General features: G+C 58.5%; 19 protein-coding genes. 15 read left to right on the forward strand and 4 right to left on the reverse strand.

Annotated elements, in window-relative coordinates; translation table 11 throughout:
* Positions 1–31: 31 nt before the first annotated feature.
* Entirely contained in the window at positions 32–1384 is a 1353-nt protein-coding gene (locus VFQ24_04525; GenBank protein HET9177605.1) for an NAD(P)/FAD-dependent oxidoreductase, read from the forward strand.
* 53 nt (positions 1385–1437) lie between these two features.
* On the opposite strand, the gene VFQ24_04530 is transcribed toward VFQ24_04525, so the two are convergent.
* Genes VFQ24_04530 through VFQ24_04540 form a run of 3 tightly spaced genes read right to left on the reverse strand, consistent with a single transcriptional unit; the run spans position 1438 to position 3758 of the window.
* Complete coding sequence (locus tag VFQ24_04530) at positions 1438–2319, reverse strand: glycine betaine ABC transporter substrate-binding protein (protein HET9177606.1); 882 nt, start codon at positions 2317–2319, stop codon at positions 1438–1440.
* Positions 2316–2957, reverse strand: a complete 642-nt coding sequence (locus VFQ24_04535; protein HET9177607.1) for an ABC transporter permease — start codon at positions 2955–2957, stop codon at positions 2316–2318. Before VFQ24_04535 ends, VFQ24_04530 begins: the two co-directional genes overlap by 4 nt.
* 33 nt (positions 2958–2990) lie before the next feature.
* Positions 2991–3758, reverse strand: a complete 768-nt coding sequence (locus VFQ24_04540) for an ATP-binding cassette domain-containing protein (GenBank protein HET9177608.1) — start codon at positions 3756–3758, stop codon at positions 2991–2993.
* 174 nt (positions 3759–3932) lie between these two features.
* On the opposite strand from VFQ24_04540, the gene VFQ24_04545 reads away from it, so the two are divergent.
* The 14 genes from VFQ24_04545 to VFQ24_04610 all read left to right on the forward strand — a co-directional run bounded on the left by VFQ24_04545 (position 3933) and on the right by VFQ24_04610 (position 17202).
* Complete coding sequence (locus tag VFQ24_04545) at positions 3933–5261, forward strand: SUMF1/EgtB/PvdO family nonheme iron enzyme (GenBank protein HET9177609.1); 1329 nt, start codon at positions 3933–3935, stop codon at positions 5259–5261.
* Between the two features lie 20 nt (positions 5262–5281).
* Positions 5282–6259, forward strand: a complete 978-nt coding sequence (gene egtD / locus VFQ24_04550; protein ID HET9177610.1) for an L-histidine N(alpha)-methyltransferase — start codon at positions 5282–5284, stop codon at positions 6257–6259.
* Positions 6260–6593: 334 nt separating this feature from the next.
* The gene (locus VFQ24_04555; GenBank protein HET9177611.1) at positions 6594–6716 is read left to right on the forward strand and encodes a hypothetical protein; all 123 of its coding nucleotides are present in this window, start codon (positions 6594–6596) and stop codon (positions 6714–6716) included.
* Between the two features lie 143 nt (positions 6717–6859).
* Positions 6860–8803: a TonB-dependent receptor gene (locus VFQ24_04560; protein HET9177612.1), complete on the forward strand. Its 1944-nt coding sequence runs from the start codon at positions 6860–6862 to the stop codon at positions 8801–8803.
* A 293-nt stretch (positions 8804–9096) separates the two neighbouring features.
* Positions 9097–10545 (forward strand): Fe-S cluster assembly protein SufB, encoded by a 1449-nt coding sequence (gene sufB, locus VFQ24_04565; GenBank protein ID HET9177613.1) that lies wholly within the window; start codon positions 9097–9099, stop codon positions 10543–10545.
* Between the two features lie 87 nt (positions 10546–10632).
* The gene (locus tag VFQ24_04570) at positions 10633–10878 is read left to right on the forward strand and encodes a hypothetical protein (GenBank protein HET9177614.1); all 246 of its coding nucleotides are present in this window, start codon (positions 10633–10635) and stop codon (positions 10876–10878) included.
* Positions 10875–11087 (forward strand): DUF2283 domain-containing protein, encoded by a 213-nt coding sequence (locus VFQ24_04575; GenBank protein ID HET9177615.1) that lies wholly within the window; start codon positions 10875–10877, stop codon positions 11085–11087. The genes VFQ24_04570 and VFQ24_04575 overlap by 4 nt, the downstream gene beginning before the upstream one ends.
* A gap of 72 nt (positions 11088–11159) precedes the next feature.
* On the forward strand, positions 11160–11927 hold the full coding sequence (sufC, locus tag VFQ24_04580) for a Fe-S cluster assembly ATPase SufC (protein HET9177616.1): 768 nt from the start codon (positions 11160–11162) through the stop codon (positions 11925–11927).
* Positions 11928–11956: 29 nt separating this feature from the next.
* Positions 11957–13276 carry a Fe-S cluster assembly protein SufD gene (gene sufD, locus VFQ24_04585; GenBank protein HET9177617.1) on the forward strand — a complete coding sequence of 440 codons (1320 nt, stop codon included), beginning with the start codon at positions 11957–11959 and terminating at the stop codon, positions 13274–13276.
* 33 nt (positions 13277–13309) lie between these two features.
* Positions 13310–14581: a cysteine desulfurase gene (locus VFQ24_04590; protein HET9177618.1), complete on the forward strand. Its 1272-nt coding sequence runs from the start codon at positions 13310–13312 to the stop codon at positions 14579–14581.
* Positions 14581–15036: an SUF system NifU family Fe-S cluster assembly protein gene (locus VFQ24_04595; GenBank protein HET9177619.1), complete on the forward strand. Its 456-nt coding sequence runs from the start codon at positions 14581–14583 to the stop codon at positions 15034–15036. Before VFQ24_04590 ends, VFQ24_04595 begins: the two co-directional genes overlap by 1 nt.
* Positions 15037–15049: 13 nt before the next feature.
* A complete protein-coding gene (locus tag VFQ24_04600; protein HET9177620.1) occupies positions 15050–15472 on the forward strand; it encodes a DUF59 domain-containing protein in 423 nt (140 codons plus the stop codon).
* Positions 15473–15524: 52 nt separating this feature from the next.
* The gene (locus VFQ24_04605) at positions 15525–16022 is read left to right on the forward strand and encodes an Rrf2 family transcriptional regulator (protein ID HET9177621.1); all 498 of its coding nucleotides are present in this window, start codon (positions 15525–15527) and stop codon (positions 16020–16022) included.
* Between the two features lie 76 nt (positions 16023–16098).
* Positions 16099–17202: an aminomethyltransferase family protein gene (locus tag VFQ24_04610; GenBank protein ID HET9177622.1), complete on the forward strand. Its 1104-nt coding sequence runs from the start codon at positions 16099–16101 to the stop codon at positions 17200–17202.
* Between the two features lie 300 nt (positions 17203–17502).
* Here VFQ24_04610 and VFQ24_04615 read toward each other — a convergent pair whose 3' ends face one another.
* On the reverse strand, positions 17503–22470 hold the full coding sequence (locus VFQ24_04615) for an Ig-like domain repeat protein (protein ID HET9177623.1): 4968 nt from the start codon (positions 22468–22470) through the stop codon (positions 17503–17505).
* Positions 22471–23389: the final 919 nt, after the last annotated feature.

The raw sequence follows: 23389 nt of genomic DNA on the forward strand, positions 1-23389 counted from the left end.
GCAGAGAAATCAACCAAGCAGGAGGCGGGCTATGGCTCAACGTTTCGACCTGATCGTGATTGGGACCGGAACTGCCGCCTCGACTGTGGCCTCGGCCTGCCGTGCGAAAGGCTGGGAGGTGGCCGTCATCGATTCGCGCCCTTTCGGCGGGACTTGCGCTTTGCGAGGCTGCAATCCCAAAAAGGTCCTTGTTGGCGCAGCGGAGGCAATCGATTCGCTCGAGAGGCTGAAAGGCAAAGGGATACTGCAAGGTGAATCCCGGATCGACTGGCCCGCCCTGATGCGGTTCAAACGGACCTTTACGGACCCGGTGCCCGAAGAGCGCGAAAAGGGCTTCTCAAAAGAGGGCATCAAAACGTTCCACGGCCGCGCTCGATTCACAGGCCCCTTGAAAGTTCAGGTGGGAAACGAAAATCTCGAGGGGAGGTATGCTCTGGTTGCCGCCGGCTCGAAGCCGATGACGCTGGGAATTCCAGGCGAAGAACATCTGACCACCAGCGATCAGTTTCTCAACCTCGACGGGCTTCCCCAGCGCGCTGTGCTGATCGGCGGTGGCTATATTTCCATGGAATTCGCCCATGTGCTGGCGCGCGCCGGGGTGCGCACCACAATCCTGCACAAGGGTGAACGGATTCTTCCTGGATTTGATCCGGAGCTCACCGCTCAACTGACTGAGAGAACGCGCAGCATTGGCGTCGAGCTTTATTTCCAAACCGCTGCGGAGGCGGTCGAGACCTCAGGCGGGGGCCTCAAGGTGATGGCCAGGCAGCAGAAGAAACGGCTGGTCTTCGAGACAGATATGGTGGTTCACGGGGCGGGACGCATACCGGAAATTGATGACCTGAATCTTGCGGCGGCCGGCGTGGAGACCGGAGCAAAAGGGGTCATGGTTAACGAGTATTTGCAGAGTGTCTCGCACCCAAAGGTCTACGCGGCGGGCGATGCCGCAGCAAGCGGCGGGCTGCCATTGACCCCGGTGGCTGGCTACGAGGGCGGCATTGTTGCCGTGAATCTGCTGGAGGGCAATCATCTTACGCCGGACTATCGCGGGATACCGACAGTCGCGTTCACGACGCCGCCCATTGCGTCCGTGGGGCTTTCCGAAAAGGCCGCGCGCGAGCAGGGATTGAAATTCAAGGTCCACCATGCCGACACCAGTGGCTGGTTTTCTTCCCGGCGGATTGCAGAAACCTGTTCCGGCTTCAAGGTGCTGGTTGAAGAGTCGACCGACCGCATCCTGGGCGCGCACCTGCTCGGCCCGCACGCGGAGGAAACCATCAATTTTTTTGCCCTGGCAATCAGGGAACAGATGAAGGCGACTGCCCTGAAGGAGGCAATTTTCTCCTACCCTACCCAAACTTCAGACGTTCAGTACATGCTTTAGCAACGAAGGGATCCCTCGGTCCAGGACAAAATCGGAAGCCGGAACGAATTCCATCATTCATCCAGATGCCTGCCGCGCAGAAACTCCTGCACGGCTTGCCCAACGTCGCGATGTTCTGCGGTGACTTGGTAGTTCAACTGCCGCATATCAGCATCTGAAATTTTGCCGGCCAGTTGCTGCAGCGCGCCGTAAACGGCAGGGTGCAGGGACAGCGTCTGGGTACGAACTATCGGGACAGCCTGATAGGGCGGGAAATAGTGCTTGTTGTCTTGCAGCACGACGAAGTCGCGTGCTTCAAGCTGGGCGTCGGTGGAGTTCCCCGCCACCACATCCACCTGCCGGTCGAGAAGAGCGCGGTACAATAATCCCAGGTCCATGATTCTGGGCGGCGCTCCAAACTTCAGGCCATAGGCTTTGACCAGACCTGCATAGCCATCCTCTCTTTCCATAAACTCATACCCGAATCCCGGCCGCCAATGGCGGGCATACGGCACGGCCCCTGAAATGGTCCGGATACGATCGTTTCTCGCCGTCTCGCCCCTGACCACCAGGACGAACGTGTCGTCAAATCCCAGAGGGGGCGTCACGCTGAGATTAAAACGCGAGGCGTACAACTGTCTGACTGTGTTGTAAACGTTCTCCGCATTGTGCTCGACAGGCTGCTTCAGAATAGCGGTCAGCGCGGTCCCGGTGTACTCAACATAAACATCAATACGCCCGGCGAGCAGGGCCTGCTGGCAGATGTAGGTCCCGCCCAGGTAGAAGCGGCGTTCCACCTGAAGCCCCGTTTGCTTTTGGAGGTACTGCGCCAGCATCTCGCCCAGGATAACCTGCTCGGTGAAGTTCTTGGAGCCGACCACGATCACCTGGCTGCGCGAGGGTCCGCAGGCGCAGAGAATTGCGACCAGCGGGATTGTCCACAATACTTTTTTCACGAGCTCGCCCCCGGAACCAGGCGACGCCCAGCCCAGCCCAGCAGGAAATCAGCCGCAAGGGCCATCAGCGCCGCCGGAATGGCCCCAGCCAGAATCACGCGATTATCCACCATCGCCAGTCCCCGGAAGATGAACTCGCCCAGTCCGCCGGCGCCGATTGCCGCGGCAATGGTCGCTATACCCACCGTGATCACCGTGGCCACGCGGATTCCGGCAAGGATCACGCCCAGGGCGAGGGGCAGTTCAACGTGCCACAGCAGTTGCCGGTCCGTCAAGCCCATGCCGCGTGCAGCCTCGCGCACACTCGGATCGACTCCCAGGATGCCGGTGTAAGTGTTGCGAATGACCGGCAGCAGCGCGTACCCGGCGAGGGCGGCGATGGCCAGCCGGTCAGCTCGCGCGCCCAGCCACGGCACCGGCAGCAGAAAGCCGAACAATGCCAGACTGGGAATCGTCTGAATGATGTTGGCGCCTCCCAATACAGGCTTGTTGAACGACGCGCGTCGGGTGATGAGGATTCCCAATGGAACGCCAATCGCAACTGCCAGCAGCATCGAAATTCCAACCAGCCAGCAGTGCTCGAGCGTCAGCGTCCAGATTTCAGCGCGATTCCTAATGAAAAATTCCAACAGGCTCATGATGAACTCCCCTTCGTTCCGGCTGTTTGGGATTCACGTGCGGACTGCAGCCCCTGCGACGTGTAATACGCTGAGATAGGCCTTGGCCGTGGGATCCTCAGAATGGAGGAAGTCGGTTCGTGAGTAGATTCCCGCCAGTTTGCCGGCCTCAAGCAGAGCGATGCGCGTGCCTACCGTCAGCGCCTCATGAATGTCGTGCGTTACAAAAACGATGGTCTTGCGCAAGCGTTCCTGCAAGGCAAGAAACTCCTTCTGAATCTCGGCCCGAGTGAGAGGATCGAGCGCGCCGAACGGCTCGTCCATCAGAAGAATCGGCGGGTCCGCAGCTAGAGCCCTTGCAACTCCCACGCGCTGCCGCTGGCCCCCGGAAAGTTCGCGGGGATAACGACCGCGGAATGTGCCGGGATCGAGCGCAACCATTTCGAGAAGCTCTTCTACACGCCGTAGCCTTTTTTCCTCGGCCCAGCCTTCCAATTGCGGTATAAGGCCGATGTTGCGTTCGACGGTGAAATGGGGAAGCAGGCCGACTTCCTGTATGACGTATCCGATTCCCCGCCGCAGCCGGATGGGGTCCCAGTCCAATACGGACCTTCCCTCGACCAGGACCTCGCCGCCGGAAGGGACCAGCAGGCGGTTGATCATCTTCAGCGTGGTTGTCTTGCCGCATCCACTGCGGCCGAGCAGTACCATCGTCTCCCCGGCCTCAACTTTCAGGTTCAAATCGGAGAGCACATCGCGCTGCCCGTCCCTCTGGTAGCGTACGTTGCGGAACTCGATCATCGGGGATACCTGCTGCTGCATGGAAGAAAACTCCACTCAGGGGGAAGTTGCCGAGCCGGCGATTTTACAAAATGCTCATTCCTGAGTTTCATCCGGTTATTATCATAGGAGTGCCGGACGGTTTCCCAAAGATAATAAATTTGCAACCTGAGAGGCAGAGTTTCATCTAACGTTAGGCAAGGGGCGCAAGCGACATTGGTCGAAACTCAACAGAACGTATCTTCATCCCCGCGGCTTCTTGCCAGGCTTGCTGAAGCCCGGTCCGCGACCGATAAGCTCTTCGAAATACCTTTGCCAGATGCGATCTACGACCGTCCGATTCCCGAACGGCATCGCATCGTTTTCTACGTGGGGCATATCGAAGCCTTCGATTGGAACCTCCTTGGCAGCTATGGTTATGGGCTGAAGGCGTTTCATCCTGAATTCGATAGGTTGTTCGCCTTCGGCATTGATCCGGTTGGTGGCGGCCTGCCCAATGACCAGCCATCAGACTGGCCGTCGCTTGAAGAAGTTCATGAATACAACAGCCGCGTTCGCCAGGAATTGGACTCACGGCTAAAAAATGAACGCCTGATGGACAACCACAACGGGCTCTCACAATTTGGTGTCTATGTCAGTGTCGCGATCGAGCATCGCTTGATGCACGCCGAGACGCTTGCCTACATGCTTCACCAGTTACCCCTCCGCCGCACGGTGAGCCGGCCTGCCGCCAACGTTCCCGCGGCGCCGATTAATGCCGGCAGGATGATTGAAATCCCTCCAGGGACAGCAACGTTAGGCTTGCCCAGATCAGGCAGCGGCTTTGGATGGGACAATGAGTTCGAATTGAATGCGGTCAAAGTTCCGGCATTCTCGATCGATGAATATAAGGTGACTAACGGAGAGTTTTTGAAGTTCCATCGCGAAGGCGGTTACGAAACCAGAAGCCTGTGGAGCGATTCCGGCTGGGAATGGATCCAACGCGAGGGCATAACCCATCCCAGCTTCTGGGTCCCTTACAGGCGATCGTGGAATTGTCGCACAATGTTCTACGAAGTTCCGCTCCCTCTCGACTGGCCTGTCTACGTTAGCCATGAGGAAGCCCGGGCCTATGCGCGCTGGGCAGGTAAACAATTGCCCACGGAAGCACAGTTCCATCGCGCGGCATATGGCACCCGGCACGGAGACGAAGCAGACTACCCCTGGGGATCCAGCACGCCGGAGAAGAATCGCGGGAATTTTGATTTTTGGAACTGGGACCCGACGCCGGTGCAGGCGCATCCCGCCGGCCGCAGTTCTTTTGGCGTGGCAGGCCTGATCGGCAACGGTTGGGAATGGACTTCTACGATCTTTGAACCGTTCGAAGGTTTTGAACCTTTTCCTTTTTACCGCGGTTATTCCGCCAATTTTTTTGACGGCAAACATTATGTGATGAAGGGCGGCTCGTCCCGGACGGCCGCCTGCATGCTGCGCCGCTCATTCCGCAACTGGTTTCAGCCGCATTACCAATACGTCTATTCCGGGTTCCGCTGCGTCAGCTCGTGAAATCGGATAAGGGGTCCGACATGCCACAGGCCGCGATTGATCAGCCCGCACTCGACTTTACGCGCCAGTTTGCGGAAGATGTCCGCGCGGGTCTCGAAAGGGCGGGGCAGAAGGAGCTTCCTTCCAAATACTTTTACGACGCGATCGGTTCTGCTCTGTTTGAAGTCATCAGCCTGCTGCCTGAGTACGGCCTGACGCGGGCGGGCGAGCGCATCCTGCGCCGGCATGCGGAAGAAATCACGGCCCAGGTCCCCGGTCCAGTGGTTGTGGCGGAATTAGGCAGCGGCAGCGGCAGAAAGACCCGCTTGATTCTGGAAACTCTCGCCCGCCGCCAGCCCACTCTCTACCACCCCATTGAGCTTTCCCACACCGCTCTCGCAATGTGCGAACGGGAAATGAATCAACTGGATTCGGTCAGCGTGCTGGGGTTTGAAACCGGCTATCTGGATGGACTCCGTCGTGCCGCCGCCCTGCGCGAACCCGGCCAGCACCTGCTAGTGCTTTTCCTGGGAAGCTCCATCGGCAATTTCGACCGGAAGCCGGGGGAAGAATTTCTTGAGAAAATCCGCGAAACCCTGATTACAGGCGATGCGCTTCTGCTGGGCACCGATCTGGAAAAACCTACGGAGCAGTTGCTCGAGGCATATGACGATCCGCTCGGCGTGACCGCGGCCTTCAATCTCAATCTGCTGGCACGAATCAATCGAGAGCTTGACGGTGATTTCAACCTGGCGAATTTCCGCCACCTTGCGCGGTGGAATCAACAGGAGCGCCGCATTGAGATGCATCTCCGCTCCACCACTCGACAGACGGCTGCCGTTGCAAAAGCCGGGCTTACCGTAGTCATTGAAAATGATGAAACCATCTGGACCGAAAGCTCACACAAATACGCCGCCGAGGAAGTCATCGAGATGGGCCGTCGCGCCGGTTTCCACTGCGCCGGGCAGTGGTTTGACCGCGAATGGCCATTTGCCGAAAATCTGCTCGTACCCGCCTGACGAAAGCAAGGCTTCTCTGTAGCGCCCTCCCTCGTTCCCTTCCTTCGAGCGCACGATAATAGCTTGCCCCCGGACCGCAGCCGCATTAGTCTAGTTAATTTGAACTTCTGCCGACGTGAGTTGGAAGATTGCTTTCGGGCGAAGGCCATAAGTCCGAGGCCTCTTTTCTAAATGCAGGTTCGCGAACGAATGGGCAACACGATGAAAATTGCACACCGATACTCCTGCATCGCCTGCCTTGCTCTGATCACATTTGCAGCGCCGACGGCAGCAGCGCCACGCCCGCAAACGGCGGGTCGTCTCTATCAAGTCGAGGGTATAGTTAGAGACCCGAGTGGAGCGGTCGTCGCGGGAGCACAAGTTGTTCTACGTACAGGCGGTTACGAGGCAGACCAACCAACTGGGACCGATGGGCGATTCGATTTCGCTGGCGTTCCGGCTCCAGGCGGCCGGCTGACAGTAAGCGCGAACGGGTTTGCCCCAATAGAAAAAGAATGGAAAACGGGGAGAGGCGAGCAAGTTGTTTCCCTGGAAATCGTTCTCAGCCCGGCTCCCCTGGCCCAGGAGGTGACCGTAACGGCAACGAGGATGCAGACCCCCTTGAGCCAAACCACCGCCGACGTTCGCGTCCTGACGCGCCAGGAAGTCGCCGCCACGCCTGCCCTCACCCTGGACGGCGTGCTCCAGCAGGTGCCGGGCTTCACCCTCTTCCGCCGCACAGGGAGCCGCGTGGCCAATCCAACTGCGCAGGGCGTCTCACTTCGTGGCGTCGGAGCCAGCGGAGCCAGCCGCGCTCTCGTCCTCGAGGACGGCATACCGCTGAACGATCCCTTTGGCGGCTGGGTCTACTGGGACCGCGTTCCCCGCGAGGCAGTGGGACGGCTGGAAGTCGTGCGGGGAGGCGTCTCAGACCTTTACGGCTCGCAAGCGATGGGCGGCGTCATCAATATTCTGACACGCAAAGCAACCACGTCCGAGTTTTCGCTCGACACCTCGTACGGAAACGAAAACACTCCAACCGGCTCATTCTGGTCGAGCATTCGTCACGGCCCTTGGGCCCTGGATCTTGACGGCGAGGCGTTTAACACCGATGGCTACATTCTCATCAACCAGCAGGATCGAGGCGCGGTTGACACGCCGGCCAACTCCGAACATGAAGTGGGCGATGCAACGCTCGAAAGAAAACTGGGTGAAAACGGAAGAGTATTCGCCACCGCCACCTATTTCCGGGAGGTACGGGCCAATGGAACGCCGCTGACCTACAACCGCACCCACACGCGGCAGCTTGCCATTGGCGCAGACTGGGTATCCGCGCGCGCCGGCGCATTCAGCTTCCGCGGCTATGGCGGGCCGGAAGTTTTTGATCAAACCTTCTCCTCGGTGGCCGACGATCGCAACAGCGAATCGCTGGTCAGGTCCCAGCGCGTGCCCGCGCAGCAGACAGGCGTCGGGATCCAGTGGTACCGGCCCGTGGGGATGAAACAGACCCTCGCGGCTGGCTTTGATGGGCGGGAAGTGCGGGGGGCGAGCAACGAGCTGGGGTTCTTCGGCGGGCGCATGACGTCAGCGCTCGGCGCCGGCGGACGCCAGAGGACGGCAGGCGTCTACGGCGAAGACGTCATCAGGCTGACGGCGCGCTGGCAAGTGACCGCCGCATTAAGGTTTGACCGCTGGCGCAACTACGACGCGCTCTCAACCCTGAAGCCTCTTACTTCTCCGCGCCCCTCGACAGTCACGAATTTTCCGGAGCGTACTGAGTCCGCAGTTAGCCCGCGCCTCGGAATGCTTTACCGCCTGACAAGCAATGTCTCCCTGGTCGGTTCCGCCTATCGGGCTTTTCGAGCCCCGACGCTAAACGAGCTCTATCGCGGTTTTCGCGTCGGCAACGTTGTCACCGGCGCCAATTCAGAGCTTACAGCCGAGCGCCTGACCGGCGCGGAAGCCGGAGCCGAATTCAACGCCTTCCGCAGCAGGCTGACAGGACGAGGCGCCTTTTTCTGGAGCGACGTGGCCGATCCGATTGCGAACGTCACGTTGAGTGTCACTCCCAGTCTGATCACCCGTCAACGGCAGAACCTGGGCCGGACCCGCTCGCGTGGCTTTGATCTGGATGCAAGCCTGCACGTAACCCCCACCTTCCAGATCACCAGCGGGTACGAGTTTGTAAACGCTACCGTGCTGAGCTTCGCGGCCGATCCGTCACTGGTGGGGCTTGATATCCCGCAGGTCCCGCGCAACGTGTTCACCTTCCAGGCGCTCTATTCCAATCCGACGGCATCGAGCCAGTGGCGGCGCGTGACGCTGGGGCTTCAAGGACGGTACGTGGGGAACCAGTTCGATGACGACCAGAATCTGCTTCCGCTAGGCAACTTCTTCACGCTGGATGGCTCACTTTCGCGCCGCATCTGGCATGATACGGAAGCCTACGTTGCCGTCGAGAACATCTTTGATGAACGTTATGCTGTCCAGCGCACCCCGGTTCCACAGCTCGGTTACCCCTTGCTGTTCCGCGTCGGTTTCCGGATGAACTTCGGACAACGCTAGATCGGCCTGGCCACAGGCCATGAAGACCCTTCCCGCCAATTTTGCCATTTTCTGGGCGACTCTTTTTAAGTAAATTATTGTAGTTAAAAGGCTTAGTAAACTACTCCATCAGTTCCGACCCTGGCCGTGCAGCCAAACATCAATCTTGACCAAATTGTATGGCAATAATCTTGACTCCCGTGTATAGATTCGATAGCATTGGAGTGAGCGATGAACAGCTTGAGGGCGCCGCCAGAGTTTGGAGCGCCCCCCTCAAAAATTGAGGATTCGGATATTGAGTCAGGAGTAGTGCTATGGGTACGCCAGTGAACAATGTTGAAGAACTCGCCACGCAAGAGTACAAGTACGGCTTCGTAACGGAGGTGGAGCAGGAGACCGTCCCTCGTGGATTGAACGAAGACGTGGTTCGCCTGATTTCCGCCAAGAAAAACGAGCCGGAATGGCTTCTGGAGTGGCGGCTGAAGGCCTACCGCCACTGGCTGACGATGAAGGAGCCGAAGTGGGCCAATATCAAGTATGGTCCGATCGACTATCAGGCAGCCTATTACTATGCGGCCCCGAAAGCGAAAACCAATAAGCCCAAGAGCCTGGAAGAAATTGACCCTGAGATCCTCAAAACCTATGAAAAGCTGGGTATTCCCCTGCGAGAGCAGGAACTGCTTTCCGGCGTGGCTGTGGACGCGGTTTTTGACAGCGTCTCGGTGGCCACGACTTTCAAGGAAAAGCTGGCCAAACTGGGCATCATCTTCTGTTCGTTTTCGGAGGCCGTGCAGGAGCACCCCGATTTGGTCCGCAAATGGCTGGGCTCAGTGGTTCCCTACACCGATAACTTCTTTGCCACGCTGAACTCAGCGGTATTCAGCGATGGTTCATTCGCCTACATTCCCAAGGGCGTGCGCTGCCCGATGGAGCTTTCCACTTACTTCCGCATTAACGCCAAAGAGACCGGGCAGTTTGAGCGTACGTTGATTGTGGCCGACGCGGGCGCTTACGTCAGCTATCTGGAAGGCTGTACGGCCCCCATGCGGGATGAAAACCAGTTGCACGCCGCGGTAGTGGAACTCGTGGCGCTTGACAACGCCACGGTGAAGTATTCAACCGTTCAGAACTGGTATCCGGGCGATAAGGAGGGTAAGGGCGGGATTTACAATTTCGTGACCAAGCGCGGCAAGTGCCTGGGCGTAAACTCCAAGATTTCCTGGACGCAGGTGGAGACGGGATCAGCCATCACCTGGAAGTATCCCGGCTGCATCCTGCAGGGCGACAACTCCGTCGGCGAGTTCTATTCCGTCGCCGTCACCAACAACTATCAGCAGGCTGACACCGGCACCAAGATGATCCATCTGGGCAAGAACACCCGCAGCACCATCGTTTCCAAGGGTATCAGCGCCGGACACGGCCAGAACAGCTATCGCGGCATGGTCAAGATTCTGAAGAACGCAGCGGGAGCGCGCAACTACTCGCAATGCGACTCGTTGCTGATGGGGGATAAGTGCGGCGCGCATACGTTCCCTTATCTGGAAGTTAAGAACTCGACCGCACAGGTGGAGCACGAAGCCTCGACCTCCAAGATCGGTGAAGACCAGATGTTCTACTGCCGCCAGCGCGGCCTTTCAACCGAGGACGCTATCGGCATGATCGTCAACGGCTTCTGCAAGGAAGTCTTCCGCGAGCTGCCCATGGAATTCGCCGTCGAGGCCCAGAAACTGCTCGGCATCAGCCTGGAAGGAAGCGTGGGGTAATTCTGAGCCGGGTAGCGCAAACTTGTTCTTCAAGTCGCGGCTTTTCAGCGCGTGCCGGCGTCCGAGTCGAGGGGTTCCGGCTGCCAAGTGAAAAGTACGGAATACTTCAAGGCAATCCGAAGCAGGCTCGATCGAAGAATAATTACGAATGCATGGATTGAACTAGTGATGGCGAATCCCATCTCACAAACAGTGCAGAAGGATGGCAGAATCCGCCGATGGGGTCGCATTCCTGAAATGGACAACCGAGTTCTTCGGGTCGTGCTGTTAGCGGATGGCGAGACTGTCCACAACGCATTTTTTGACCGGACGTTCCGAGAGGCCACAAAATGACTGTCCAATATTTCGAGGACACGGATACGCTCTATATTGTCCTGAAGAAGGATGCAGTCGCTGAAACCCGAGACCTGGACGAAAACACCTTGATGGAGTTTGACGCTCAGGGAAACCTGGTCAGCATGACCATTGAGCATGCGCGAGAGCGGGCCGATCTTGCGAATTTCTCTTTTCAGCAAGTGTCGGCCGTCAGGTCGGTCGCTTAATTTGTGGCTCGGACTTGTTGCGCGAATCCGATGAATCGGGTGCATTAACAACTGAAAAAGGACTGAAAGCGAATGTTACTTGAGATCAAGAACCTTCACGCCAGCGTGGGCGGCAATGAAATTCTGAAAGGGGTCCATCTGGAAGTCGGTCTGGGTGAAGTGCATGCCATCATGGGGCCGAACGGGTCCGGCAAATCGACGCTGGCGCAGGTGCTTGCCGGCCGCGATTTGTACAAGGTGACTGAGGGCGAAGTGCTTTATGACGGCAAGGACCTGCTGGAAATGGACCCTGAGACACGCGCTCGGGAGGGCGTTTTTCTCGCTTTTCAGTATCCGGTGGAAATTCCTGGCGTTAACAACACCTACTTTCTGCGGGCGGCGCTGAATGCCGGGCGCAAATACCGCGGCCAGGAAGAACTGGACGCCATGGACTTTCTCGCCTACATCCGCCAGAGGATCAAGCTGCTGGAGATGGACGACACGCTGCTGAACCGCCCGGTGAACGAAGGCTTTTCCGGCGGCGAGAAGAAGCGGAACGAAATTTTCCAGATGGCGGTGCTCGAGCCGAGACTGGCCATCATGGACGAGACGGATTCCGGGCTGGATATTGACGCGCTGAAGGTTGTCGCGAACGGCGTGAATTCTTTGCGCAGCAACCAGCGTTCCATTATTGTGGTGACCCACTATCAGCGCCTGCTGAATTACATCGTCCCGGATTTCGTCCACGTGCTGTCCAACGGGCGGATAGTTAAATCCGGCGGCAAGGAACTGGCGCTGGAACTGGAAGAAAAGGGATATAGCTGGCTGGACGAGACGGTCCCGGCCAGCGAAAGAGCGTAGCAGGCAAGCGAAAAAGGAACCAGAGATTGATGGCTATTGCACTGAAAGAAAGCGAAGAGCTTTATCTGCAGCACTTTCGAGATTTTGAAGAGCGACAGGCTGCGGCTGCTCCGGAGTGGCTGAGCGATCTTCGCAGTGAAGGTATGCAGGCGTTTGCCGAAATGGGATTTCCCACCACGCGCCTTGAAGACTGGAAATACTGCAATGTCGCGCCCATCGCGGGCGTTCACTTCCAGCCGGCGGATTACGAACTAAGCGATGGTATCCGAAGGAAGGTGAACGAGGTTTCCGTCGCCGGCCCCGACCGCACGCGACTGGTTTTTCTGAATGGACATTACGTGGAAGAGCTTTCCGCGGTCGGAGAGCTGCCGAAAGGCGCAACGGTCACAAGCCTGGCCAAAGCAATCAAACAGGAGGAAGCCGTCTCGGCGCACATGGGCCGGTATGCGGGATATAAGACGCATCCCTTTGTGGCGCTCAACACCGCTTTTGTGCAGGACGGCGCGTTCATCGACGTTCCCAGAGGCGTGGTGCTGGAAAAACCCGTCGAGGTCCTCTATGTCTCGACGGGCAGCGAGACGCCCTGGGTGGCGCATCCACGCAACCTGGTGATCGCAGCCCAGGGAAGCCAGTTGACGGTAATGGAAACTTACGTGGCGGCCGGCGACGGCGCCTATTTCAACAACGCGGTCACGGAAATCGTGGCGGAAGATAACGCCCACGTTGATTACATCAAGCTTCAGGAGGAAAGCGCCGAGGCGTTCCACGTGGCCACGGTGCTCGCTTATGTGGCGCGCAATTCGGGGGTGGTAACCAATTCCATCCAGTTTGGCGCGCGCCTGGGCCGCGAGGAACTGACCACGGTGCTTGACGGTGAAGGAGCGGAAGCATATCTCTACGGTCTCTACGTTACCAACGGCCAGCAACTGATCGACAACCACACGGCCATCGACCACGCACAGCCTCACTGCTCCAGCCGGGAATTCTATAAGGGAATTCTGGACGGGAAATCGACGGCGGTTTTCAACGGCAAAATTCTGGTGCGGAAAGACGCGCAGAAAACAGACTCGAAGCAAAGCGACAAGAACCTGCTGCTCTCAGAGTCCGCTGTTATTTACACCAAACCGCAGCTTGAAATTTTTGCCGACGACGTGAAATGCACACACGGCGCAACGGTCGGCCAGATTGATCCCGAATCCATCTTTTACCTTCGTTCGCGCGGCCTCGGGCTGGAACAAGCTCGCAGCCTTCTGATCGAAGCGTTTGCAGCCGAAATCATCCACCACGTGAAGTTCGAGCCTCTCCGAGGACGGCTCAAGGCGGCCCTGCTGGCCAAGATGAAAGGTTGAAAGGACGGGCAACCGCCCGATCCTGAAAAGGCTATGGCGACCACTCATCATCCCCTCACCGGAGGCAACGATCGGAGATCACCCGCAACCTTTGATGTCGAGCAGGTGCGGAAAGACTTCCCCGTTCTCGACCAGACGGTCCACGGAAAGCCGCTCATCTATCTGGACAACGCCGCCACAAGCCAGAAACCGCTGGCGGTGATCGAAGCGGAAGAGCGCTTCTACCGCCATGACTGTTCCAACATCCATCGCGGGGTCCACGAGCTCAGTGAGCGCGCCACCCGGTCCTATGAAGACGCCCGCGTGACGGCTCAACGGTTCCTCAACGCCGGCGACAGCAGGGAAATCATCTTTGTTCGTGGCGCCACGGAAGCCATCAATCTGGTGGCCAGCAGCTTCGGGCGGAAGAACGTGGCCGCAGGCAACGAAATCCTGATCACCGCCATGGAGCACCACTCGAACATCGTCCCGTGGCAGATGCTGTGCGAGGAAAAGGGGGCGACGTTGCGGGTGGCCCCCATCAGCGACCGCGGCGAACTGCGCTTCGACGAATTTGTAAAGCTGCTGGGGCCCAAGACGCGGCTGGCGACTGTGGTGCATGTCTCGAACGTACTGGGCACAATCAATCCCGTCCGCGAAATGATAGAAGCGGCGCACAGCAGGAGCATCCCGGTGCTGTTGGATGGCGCGCAGGCCGCACCGCACCTCTCCGTGGATGTTCAGGAGCTTGACTGCGATTTTTACACCTTCTCAGGACACAAGCTTTACGGCCCCACAGGCGTCGGCGTGCTCTACGGCAAGGCCGATCTGCTGGACGCCATGCCCCCTTACCAGGGCGGCGGCGACATGATTAGTTCGGTCACTTTTGAAAAGACGATTTACAATTCCCTGCCTTACAAGTTTGAAGCCGGGACCCCAAACATCGCGGCTGGCATCGCCCTGGGCGCGGCCATCAATTATGTGAAAGGGCTTGGGTTGGAAAATGTCGCGGCCTATGAAGACGAATTGCTGTCCTATGCCACGGAGGCCGTCAGCGGCATTCCGGGGCTGAAGATTATCGGCACCGCAGAAAAGAAAGCCGGGGTGATTTCGTTTGTAATGGATGGAATTCACCCACACGACGTAGGGACTATTCTTGACCAGGAAGGCATCGCAGTGCGCACCGGCCACCATTGCGCGCAGCCGTTGATGGATCGCTTTGGGATTCCGGCCACCACCCGCGCCTCGCTGGCGTTTTATAATACAAAGAGAGAGATTGATGCGCTGGTCGCAGGGATTCACAAGGTAAAGGAGTTGCTGGGTTAATGCCAGATCTGCGCGGGCTATATCAGGAAGTAATCCTCGACCACAGCAAGAGGCCGCGAAACTATCGCGTTCTGGAAGGGTCCGCCCATCGCGCTGAGGGTTACAATCCGCTATGCGGCGACCGGGTCACCATTTATCTGAAGGTCGAGAACGGCAAGATCAATGACCTCAGCTTTCAGGGTTCGGGATGCGCGATTTCCACATCATCCGCCTCGCTGCTGACGGAAACTCTTAAGGGCAAGACGATCGACGAGGCCGATGCGCTGTTCGAGAAGTTCCACGCCCTTGTGACCGGCGAAGCTGACGGCAAGCTGGCGGACGACGATTCGCTGGGCAAGCTGGCGGTCTTTTCCGGGGTGGCGGAATTTCCCATCCGCGTGAAATGCGCAACGCTGGCCTGGCACACTTTAAGATCGGCGCTAAAGGGCGAAAAAGAAACAGTGACCACCGAATAAGAACGGATTAACGATGGAAGATAACAACAAGAGCGGCGAACAACGGACTGCGGAAGAGACCGTCTTCACGCCGGAGACCAGAACGGAACAGCCGGACGAGCAGAAACCGGCACTTTCCGGTGGCGATGAGGCCATCGCCCTCAAGGAGAAGGTGGTGGAAGCGGTGAGCACCTGCTATGACCCGGAGATTCCTGTTAACATCTACGAACTGGGATTGATCTACGACATCAGCATCAACCCCGCCTCAGAGGTTACGGTGAAGATGACGCTGACCAGCCCCGCGTGCCCCGCCGCCCAGTCGTTGCCCGGTGAAGTGGAGGACAAGATTCGCGTGATGGCCAAACCCAAAGATGTGAAAGTGGAAGTGGTGTGGGATCCCCCGTGGACCCCAGAGATGATGTCGGAGGCAGCCAGGCTGCAACTGGGCATGATGTAATATTGAGTCACGGAGTCCGGTTGCGCCGGAGTACCTGACCGGGAGAATCAGCATGAAACTGACATCCCAGGAAGAATACGGACTGCGGTGCCTGCTGAGGCTGGCGCGGGAAGGCGAGAGCCTGACGATTCCCAAGATCAGCCAAAAGGAAGGTATCTCCAATTTTTATGTTGCCAAGCTGATGCGCATCCTGCGGCGCGGCGACCTGGTGAAAAGCGTCCGTGGGCAGGCCGGCGGGTACGAACTGGCGCGCCCACCGGACAAGATTGTGGTGGGAGAGGCGCTGGCGATTCTGGGCGGCCGGCTTTACGACCCAACATTTTGCCAGGAGCATTCCGGCAGCGAGATTTCCTGCGCGAATTCGGTGGACTGCTCGGTGCGTTCGTTGTGGAGGGCCGTGCAGTTGGTGATTGACCAGGTCCTGAGCAAGACCACGCTGAAGGACCTGCTCTCGAACGAACAGGAGATGACGTCATGGACCGGACACCTGGTCAAAGTAACTTCCGCTCCTATCGGTCCATCTCCGACGCCCATCCCTATCGATAAGTAGGCTTTTGAGAGCTTGCCCATAGGAAATCCTGAAAGCCTCCCTCTCTTTTGACTCCATTTTTCGAGGAAACCAAGCGATGAATCGAGACCTGATCCGGAGTCCTTTGGCCGATTTCCACCTCTCGCAAGGCGCAACGTTCGCCGAGTATCATGGAGGTCTTGTTCCTTCCCGGTTTACCGGTCCCGTTCAGGAACACCTGGCCGTGCGCACGGCCGCTGGCCTTTTCGATTTTTCCTTTCGGGCAAAGTTTGCGTTGACGGGGCGGGACGCCTCAAAGTTCCTGCACCGCATTGTCTCGAATGACATCAAGCGTCTCTCAGCCGGCGAGGGCACTTATGCCACCCTGCTGAATCCACAAGGGCAGATTCTGGCTGACTTGCGAGTATACGCCGGCCACGACCGACTACTGATGGATACAGACGCAGACCTGCGCACCAAAGCGATGGATACCCTTGGCCGGTACATTATCGGAGACCAGGTCCAGACGGACCCGCTGGACACCTCTGCTCTGGCCTTTGAGGGACCGAATGCCCGAGGGTTGTTGGAAAAAACGCTGCACGAAGACCTCCCGGCAATGAAAGAATTCGATCATTTTGCGACCAACTTCGCGGGCTTTCCGGTCCGCGTGGTCCGTATCAGCAACACAGGCGAGGAAGGCTACGAAGTGTGGGCGGCGCCCAAAGCCATAATGGGTCTGTGGGGTGCGGCCTGCGGGCAGGCGCCGAGTTACAACATGCTGTCTTGCGGGACTGAAGCGTTGGAATCGCTGCGGATTGAGGCCGGGATTCCACGCTACGGCTCGGAACTGGGTGAAGACACGCTGCCGCTCGAAGCAAACCTGATGAATGCCCTTAGCTTTGACAAGGGCTGCTACATTGGCCAGGAAATTGTTGAACGGGCTCGAAGCCGCGGCCACGTGAACTGGAAGCTGGCGGGAGTAATCATCGAAAATGCCCAGCCACCCGCTCCCGGCGAAAAACTGACATTTGACGGGGATGTAGTCGGCGAAGTCACGAGCGCCTGCGTTTCGCCGTCGCTTCAAAAAACCATCGCCCTTGCATACATCCGCAGGGAGCATCTGGAGGCAGGCACGCAGCTCCAGACTTCTTCCGGTGCGGCGGCGGAGATTACAACCTTGCCCTTCTATCACAGCGCGGCGGCTCAAAACCCGGGAGAATAAACGCCGAAGCTTCCAGGGCACCCGGGAGCTTCACCGTCATTGATGGTCCTGCCCCTCTTGCGAACCCAGGATGGGGATGATTCCCAATCCAGCAGGGGCGGGTCAGAAAAAGATTCGGACCCGCCCCACCCCTCCCGCAGACCTGGGCGTTGCACGCTTTGAGCAACCCCAAGGGAATTTCCGAACAGTTCGTCTATCAGACCTCCGAGCTTGCTCTCCCAAGCCCGGATGTTTCAGTAACTTTGCCGAACTCTAGACACTCCATCGGGAGTGGACCCTGCCGTGGAGCGTTGACCAGCGCTACCTCACCAACTGGATTGGAAACGCCTGACTGGTCTGGCCCGTCAGGTTGCTGTGGATGTACACGTTGTAGCAACCGGGGTTCATCCCTGTCGTCTTCCAGTTGAATTGCCAGGTGTTGGTTGTAGAGTCGTACTGATAACCGCTGTTCCCCGACGCCTGGATGTTGAGGATATCTCCCGTGTCAGTCCCACCGCACGCACCCGCCACGTAAATTTGCACTGCGGGATTTGCGTTGGAACTGTTCACCACTGTCCCGTTGATATCCGCATATTGCCATACCAGCGGGACGGCGCTCTTGACTTTATATCCCCTCGGTGGCGGCGCGTATGGATCAAACAATCCCAGGAAGTTGTAGTTAACATTTTCGACGAGTGGCGATGAGTTATTGTTGCTGCCGAAGAAATCGTCATCGCCGCTGTAGACGGCCGTGATGTTGTGTGGACCAGCGGTCAGAGTAGTGGTCGAACCGCTGGCGGCCGATCCACCTGAAAGGGCCACAGATGATCCGAAAGCAACACCATCAATATAGAACTGGACATTGCCCGTCGGAGTGCCGCTGCCAGGAGAGACAACCGCCACGGTCGCAGTGAAGGACACAGATTGACCAAGGATAATGGGGTTGGTGGAGGCAGCAACGGTGGTTGTGGTGTTGGCCTTTGTGACGGTCAAACCAGTGCCCCCGTTGCTCCCCAAATGGACATCTGTTTGGGCGAAAGTTGCCGTGATGGTATGTGATCCCGTCCCAACGTGAGGCGGCTTCACCGACACCGAGCAAGTGGACTGTCCGCTTGTGAGCGTACTTGCCAGGGTGCAGGTTCCCGTGAAAACATCATTGGCATCGGACGAAGTCACGGTTACCGTGCCGGTTGGGAACTGCTTGGTTCCGGCACTTTCAGTATCCGCAACGGTGACTGTTACGCTGCTCGACTGCCCTGTCACGACACTCGCCGGGCTTAACCCAACTGTAGTGCTGGTTGAGCGCCTGGTAACGGTCAAGCTCTTTCCCGTGTTGTCGGCGCTGCTTTGGTGGACATTGTCCGTGGCCGTGAAGCTGGCGGTGATGGTTTGTGGGCTGGCTGCCGCGCTCGAAGGCGTGTACGTCGCGTCGCAACTGACCGTCCCGGCCGGGTTGGCCCCCTGTGCCAGTGTGCAGCTCCCAAAAGCGCCTGCGCCAGTGGTCCCGAGGCTCACCGTGCCTGACGGATTTGACACCGTCCCGCTGTCTGTGTCAACCACAGTCACTCTCACGGTGGTTGATTGCGCGACGACCACCGATGAGGGCGTGAGACTGGTCACGGTGGTCGAGGTTAAACGCTTAGTCACCGTAACGGGCTTGCCGGTTGTGTCGCTGCTGTCCTGGTGGACATTGTCACTAGCCGTAAAGCTGGCCGTAATGGTGTCGGTCCGGGTGGTTCCGGTGATCGTCCCTCCGGGTGTATACGTGGCGGTGCAACTGACAGTTCCAGCGGGGTTCACTCCCTGTGACAACGTGCAGGTGCTGAAGCTGCCATTCGTGTCTGTGCTTGAGAGGGCCGCGGTACCGGTGGGATTAGAAGCGGCCCCTGCCCCGGTGTCCACAACCGTGACGGTCACCGTGGCGCCTACTCCCAGCGCGACAGAGCCGGGCGAAATGCTGGTCACCGTGGTGGATGTCGGGCGCTTGCTGACAACGTGGGAGCCGGTGCCGTTGCTGCCGTTAAAGCTCGTGTCACCCGCGTAGGTAGCTGTAATGGTCTTGGTGCCGGTTGAAGTGGAGGCAAGTGAGCAGGAAGCAGCGGCTACTGTTGCGGTGCATTGGTTGCCGTTGCCGTCGTCTACCGTGACGTTGCCCGTTGGCGTGCCGCTACCCGGAGACTTGGCAACGACCGTGTAATTGACCGTATAGGATTGTCCCACTAGTGAAGGCTCAGGAGTGATCGTTCCCACCGTGGTTGTCGTGTCCGCTTTGTTGACGGTCTGACCGCCACTGAGGGACCCGCTGCTGTCACTGAAGCTGCCTGTATGCGTGTAGTTGGCTGTGACCGTGTGGGCAACTCCACCATTTACAGTGAGAGCCGCCGTGCTGGTGCTGGCGCAGGCATCGGTCATGCTCGAGGGAATGCACGCACCCAGGGTGACCGGGCTGCCGTAGTTCGAACCGTCAATTACGAACTGCACCGTCCCGGTGGGAGCCGTCGACCCCGAGGCGGCGTGCACGTCCGCCGTGAACGTGACGCTTTGGCCAAAGACCGAAGGGTTGACCGAAGAGACCACTGTGGTCGAGGTCCCGACAGTCACGCTGGTGAACGTCACCGTGGCCGTCTGCGTGATGGTAGTGTTGTCTGTCGTGTCCTTTGCACTATAGGTAACGGTTTCGGCCGTCCCATCCTTGACCGTGAAGGTCACTACACCGTTGGCATCGGAGACTCCGCTGGGCGCAGAGATTGTCGAGTTGCCGCTGCCTGCGGTCAAAGAGACCGTCTTGCCACTCACTGGGTTGTTATTCGCATCCTTCAAGGTGACAGTGATGGTCGAGGTCGTGGAGTTGTCAGCCGGCACCGAAGCGGGACTGGCCGCGACCGTTGACGTGCTGGCACTGACCGGTCCAGGGTTAACCGTAAAACTGTTGCTTGTACCAATCGGCTTGGGGCTCCCTGTACCGGTCGCGGTAATAGTGAAGTTTCCAGTATTGGTTATCGTCACGCTTTGGGTAAGGACACCGTTGGTGAATGCATTGCTTGTGAACGTGCCTCCGGAGAGCGTTCCGGTTGAGCTGATGCTCACCTTATTGCCACCACCGCTGAAGCTGGTTACCGTATTGTTGAACGCGTCTTGAGCTGTAATGGTGACGTTGAACGCTGTCCCCGCAGTCTGAGGGCTGCTAATCGCAGCAAAGACGAAGTGGTCCGGAGTTGCGGCGGGAACGACATTGAAGGTAATCGGGTTCCCTGTGCCAGCCAACAAAGCACCACCAGAACCTGTCGCCGAAGCCGTGATCGTCACCGAGCCAGCGAGATTACCTGTCACCGTTATGGTTGCCACACCGGCAACCGCTGAGCTCGATCCCAGGCCGGAAACCGTACCGGCGCCCCCTGTCTTTGCGAAGGACACGCTCAGAGTGCTATCCGCTCCCGCAGCAACGGTGTTGCCGCTTGCGTCCTGAATTGTCGCGGTCAGCATCCGCGTGCTGCCCGCCGGCAAGTCAGTCGTAGCGCCGCTCAATGCCAGCTTCACCGCTGGGCCAAAGACACCGAGGCCAGTGGAACCAGACCCGCCGCCACTGCCTGTGTAGGTTGCGGTTATCGTGTGAGTCCCCGTACCAACCGCAGTCGGAGTGTAGGTGACGGAGCACTGGTTAGGATTGGCATTATTGACGGTGCAACTCGCCGACGGCGTGAAGGTGCCGGTGCCACTGGTCGTCCAGTTGACCGTTGCCCCTACAGCCCCGCCCTGGACAGAAACCGTGCAAGTGCTTCCGGTATTGTTTGCCACCGGGTTTGGACTGCAACTCACGGACACGTTCTTGTCGGTAAACGTTGTCTGTGCCTGGGAGGCCCCTCCGATGGCAGTGAGGGTGAAATGGATGTTGGCGTCTTCGATGTTGGTTGAAAATGAGTTGTTAATGATATTCCCGCTGGCGTCGGCGGTGGCCGAGAGCGGTATGGGGCTGTCGCCGTCGAGGTCGGGGACCTCTACGAGGCTCATCTGGACAACTTCGCCAGGCTGCCAGCCCTTGCCCGTGATGGTGACGGGAACGCCGGGAGGATAGTCAGACTTGTCGGTGGTAATGGTTGCGAAGCCGTAGACCTCAGCGCTTTGCAGCGTGCTGGGGGGCGAAGATGCGTCCAAGCCACCCGCGACCAGCAAGGCCCCGTCGATCCCGACAGGTGCGCCGAGCACGTTTTGAAACAGCGGGCTGCCCGTAGCGCCCGAACGCGCCGATGCCATCGCACTAGTGACGCTGGTGGCGCCTGTCCAAGGCGTGTAGAGCTCCGCGGACGAGATGGCGGCGCCGCTGGACGTCCCACCAACAACCAGAACGTTGCTGTTGTGCGGAAGCAGGAATGCCTGATGTCCCTGACGGGCGGTGGCGAGTTTGGCGCCCGAAAGCGCAAAAGCGCCGGCGCCAGGAGCGAGGACTTCAATCGAAGCAAGATCGTTCTGGCCGTCAGTCCCGCCGATGGCGATGATGCTGCCATCAAGGGCCGTGGTGGCGGTGAAGTTCATGCGAGGGCTGGTTAGCGCCGGCCCGGGAGCGACAGCGCCGGTCGAGGGATCGAAAATGTCGGTAGAAGCAAGGACGTTGGCCGTCCCGGCGGTGGCCGGAGGCACAGGCGCAAGCGTGGTGCCGTCCCAGCCGCCGGTGATGAGCACGCGACCGTCAGGCAGCATCGCAGCGGCATGATTTTCGCGCGGCGAGGACAGGGCGCCTGCGACAAGGGAAAAAGTGTTCGAGCTCGGATCAAAAAGCTCAAGGCTGGCGAGAGCCGCCCCATTGCCAGCACCTCCGGCGATGAGCACCTGGCCCGATGGTAGCAGAGTAGCGGTTGCGCCCGAGCGGCCAACCATGAGTGGACCGGCGGCGCTCCAGGAATTGGCAGCAGCATCAAAGAGCTCGGCGCTTTGCGAAGCGCGGCCGGAGGCATCCGTGCCGCCGGCCACGAGTACCCTGCCGTCCTGCAAAAGCACGGCGACGTGGTTACTGCGCGCGAGATTCATTGGCGGACCCGCCGTGAAACCGTTCGCAGGGTCAAGGATCTCGGTGGTAGCCAATGCGCCGGATGCGCCGTTGCCACCAGTGATGAGAAGTCGTCCGTCCTGCAACAAGACGCTGGCGGCGCCTGAACGGGCTGCTGTCAAATCGCCGGCGGGAAGCCAGGCGTTAATGGAAGCCGGCGGCAAAAAACCATGGAGGATTACAAACCCGCCGCAAAAAAATGCTATTGCACACAACAGGCCGGTGGCCCACTTTATTGCACGCTGCATCGGAGTCTCCTTGGCGCCTGGTTGCCCGGGCGCATCTCAGCCAGATCCCCTCAAACCCACTTTCTGACTGCTGTCCAGTTGCCTTACCTAATCAGGCCGGTATGTATAAAAAGCGCTTGAGCTATATTCGACGAAAGGCAAGCCAAGTGGAGCCTTCCCTTGCGGCGATCTTGCTGGATTCGACCGGATCCGCAGCCTTGCGTTTGTTGGTTCTTTGACTCTCCCGATGTGGCGAGGTTTAGCTCAAACGATCGATAACCGCACCGTCGTTTCCATCTAGCATTCTCCCCGTCGGATCACCAGTCCACCTCCTCATCGTGCCCAGAGTCCCGGACACTTCTGCGCCGCATGCAAGGACCCACCGGGGGGAATAACAAGTGTGCGTATCGGCCTTCGTTCGTTGTTTCGTCACTGCGCTCGCCATAGGCATGTTTGTGAAAAAGTGAGAGTCATATACCTCAGCGGTAGGCGAATCCGCGGGACAGGTGAGAAAGGGCTGTGTGAGCCCGCGTCCCCAGCGGAAAGATTCAGTTTCCGACCATCCATGACCAAAGCCGTCCCCTTCATGAAGCGGATTCTAAACAGTTTCAAGCGGCATTCAATCAGGGCTTAACTCTAAGCCATGGGGTTTCGTACCCGAACGCTGAACTAGGTAATTTCCCGTTACAAAGAGGAGCATTAAGTGGCTGCTAAACTTTTTCGAAAATTCCCTCCAGCAAGCGGTCGGTCCTATGTGTCAAAAATGACGCATCGCTGAAGTTCGCAACTTACTCCGGGTCCTCTTCACTAGCGGGAAGCGTGGCTGTGGCGGCGCGCCGCCGAAGCTGCTAATGAGCTGGCCGCACGCCAGCAGGACGTTAATGAGCCCTCGCGGTTTTCCGTTGCATGTTCGCCATTTATTCGCCTATAATGACTCAGT

The sequence above is a fragment of the Terriglobia bacterium genome (assembly GCA_035712365.1).
Lineage (GTDB): Bacteria > Acidobacteriota > Terriglobia > UBA7540 > UBA7540 > SCRD01.

Bases quoted from the DNA above. Each gene is read 5' to 3' on its own strand.
- VFQ24_04525 (HET9177605.1), top strand. From the start codon at position 32: ATGGCTCAACGTTTCGACCTGATCGTGATTGGGACCGGAACTGCCGCC.
- sufD (HET9177617.1), top strand. From the start codon at position 11,957: ATGGCTATTGCACTGAAAGAAAGCGAAGAGCTTTATCTGCAGCACTTT.
- VFQ24_04595 (HET9177619.1), top strand. From the start codon at position 14,581: ATGCCAGATCTGCGCGGGCTATATCAGGAAGTAATCCTCGACCACAGC.
- VFQ24_04535 (HET9177607.1), bottom strand. From the start codon at position 2,957: ATGAGCCTGTTGGAATTTTTCATTAGGAATCGCGCTGAAATCTGGACG.
- VFQ24_04610 (HET9177622.1), top strand. From the start codon at position 16,099: ATGAATCGAGACCTGATCCGGAGTCCTTTGGCCGATTTCCACCTCTCG.
- VFQ24_04605 (HET9177621.1), top strand. From the start codon at position 15,525: ATGAAACTGACATCCCAGGAAGAATACGGACTGCGGTGCCTGCTGAGG.
- sufC (HET9177616.1), top strand. From the start codon at position 11,160: ATGTTACTTGAGATCAAGAACCTTCACGCCAGCGTGGGCGGCAATGAA.
- VFQ24_04615 (HET9177623.1), bottom strand. From the start codon at position 22,470: ATGCAGCGTGCAATAAAGTGGGCCACCGGCCTGTTGTGTGCAATAGCA.
- VFQ24_04600 (HET9177620.1), top strand. From the start codon at position 15,050: ATGGAAGATAACAACAAGAGCGGCGAACAACGGACTGCGGAAGAGACC.
- VFQ24_04590 (HET9177618.1), top strand. From the start codon at position 13,310: ATGGCGACCACTCATCATCCCCTCACCGGAGGCAACGATCGGAGATCA.
- egtD (HET9177610.1), top strand. From the start codon at position 5,282: ATGCCACAGGCCGCGATTGATCAGCCCGCACTCGACTTTACGCGCCAG.
- VFQ24_04540 (HET9177608.1), bottom strand. From the start codon at position 3,758: ATGCAGCAGCAGGTATCCCCGATGATCGAGTTCCGCAACGTACGCTAC.
- sufB (HET9177613.1), top strand. From the start codon at position 9,097: ATGGGTACGCCAGTGAACAATGTTGAAGAACTCGCCACGCAAGAGTAC.
- VFQ24_04575 (HET9177615.1), top strand. From the start codon at position 10,875: ATGACTGTCCAATATTTCGAGGACACGGATACGCTCTATATTGTCCTG.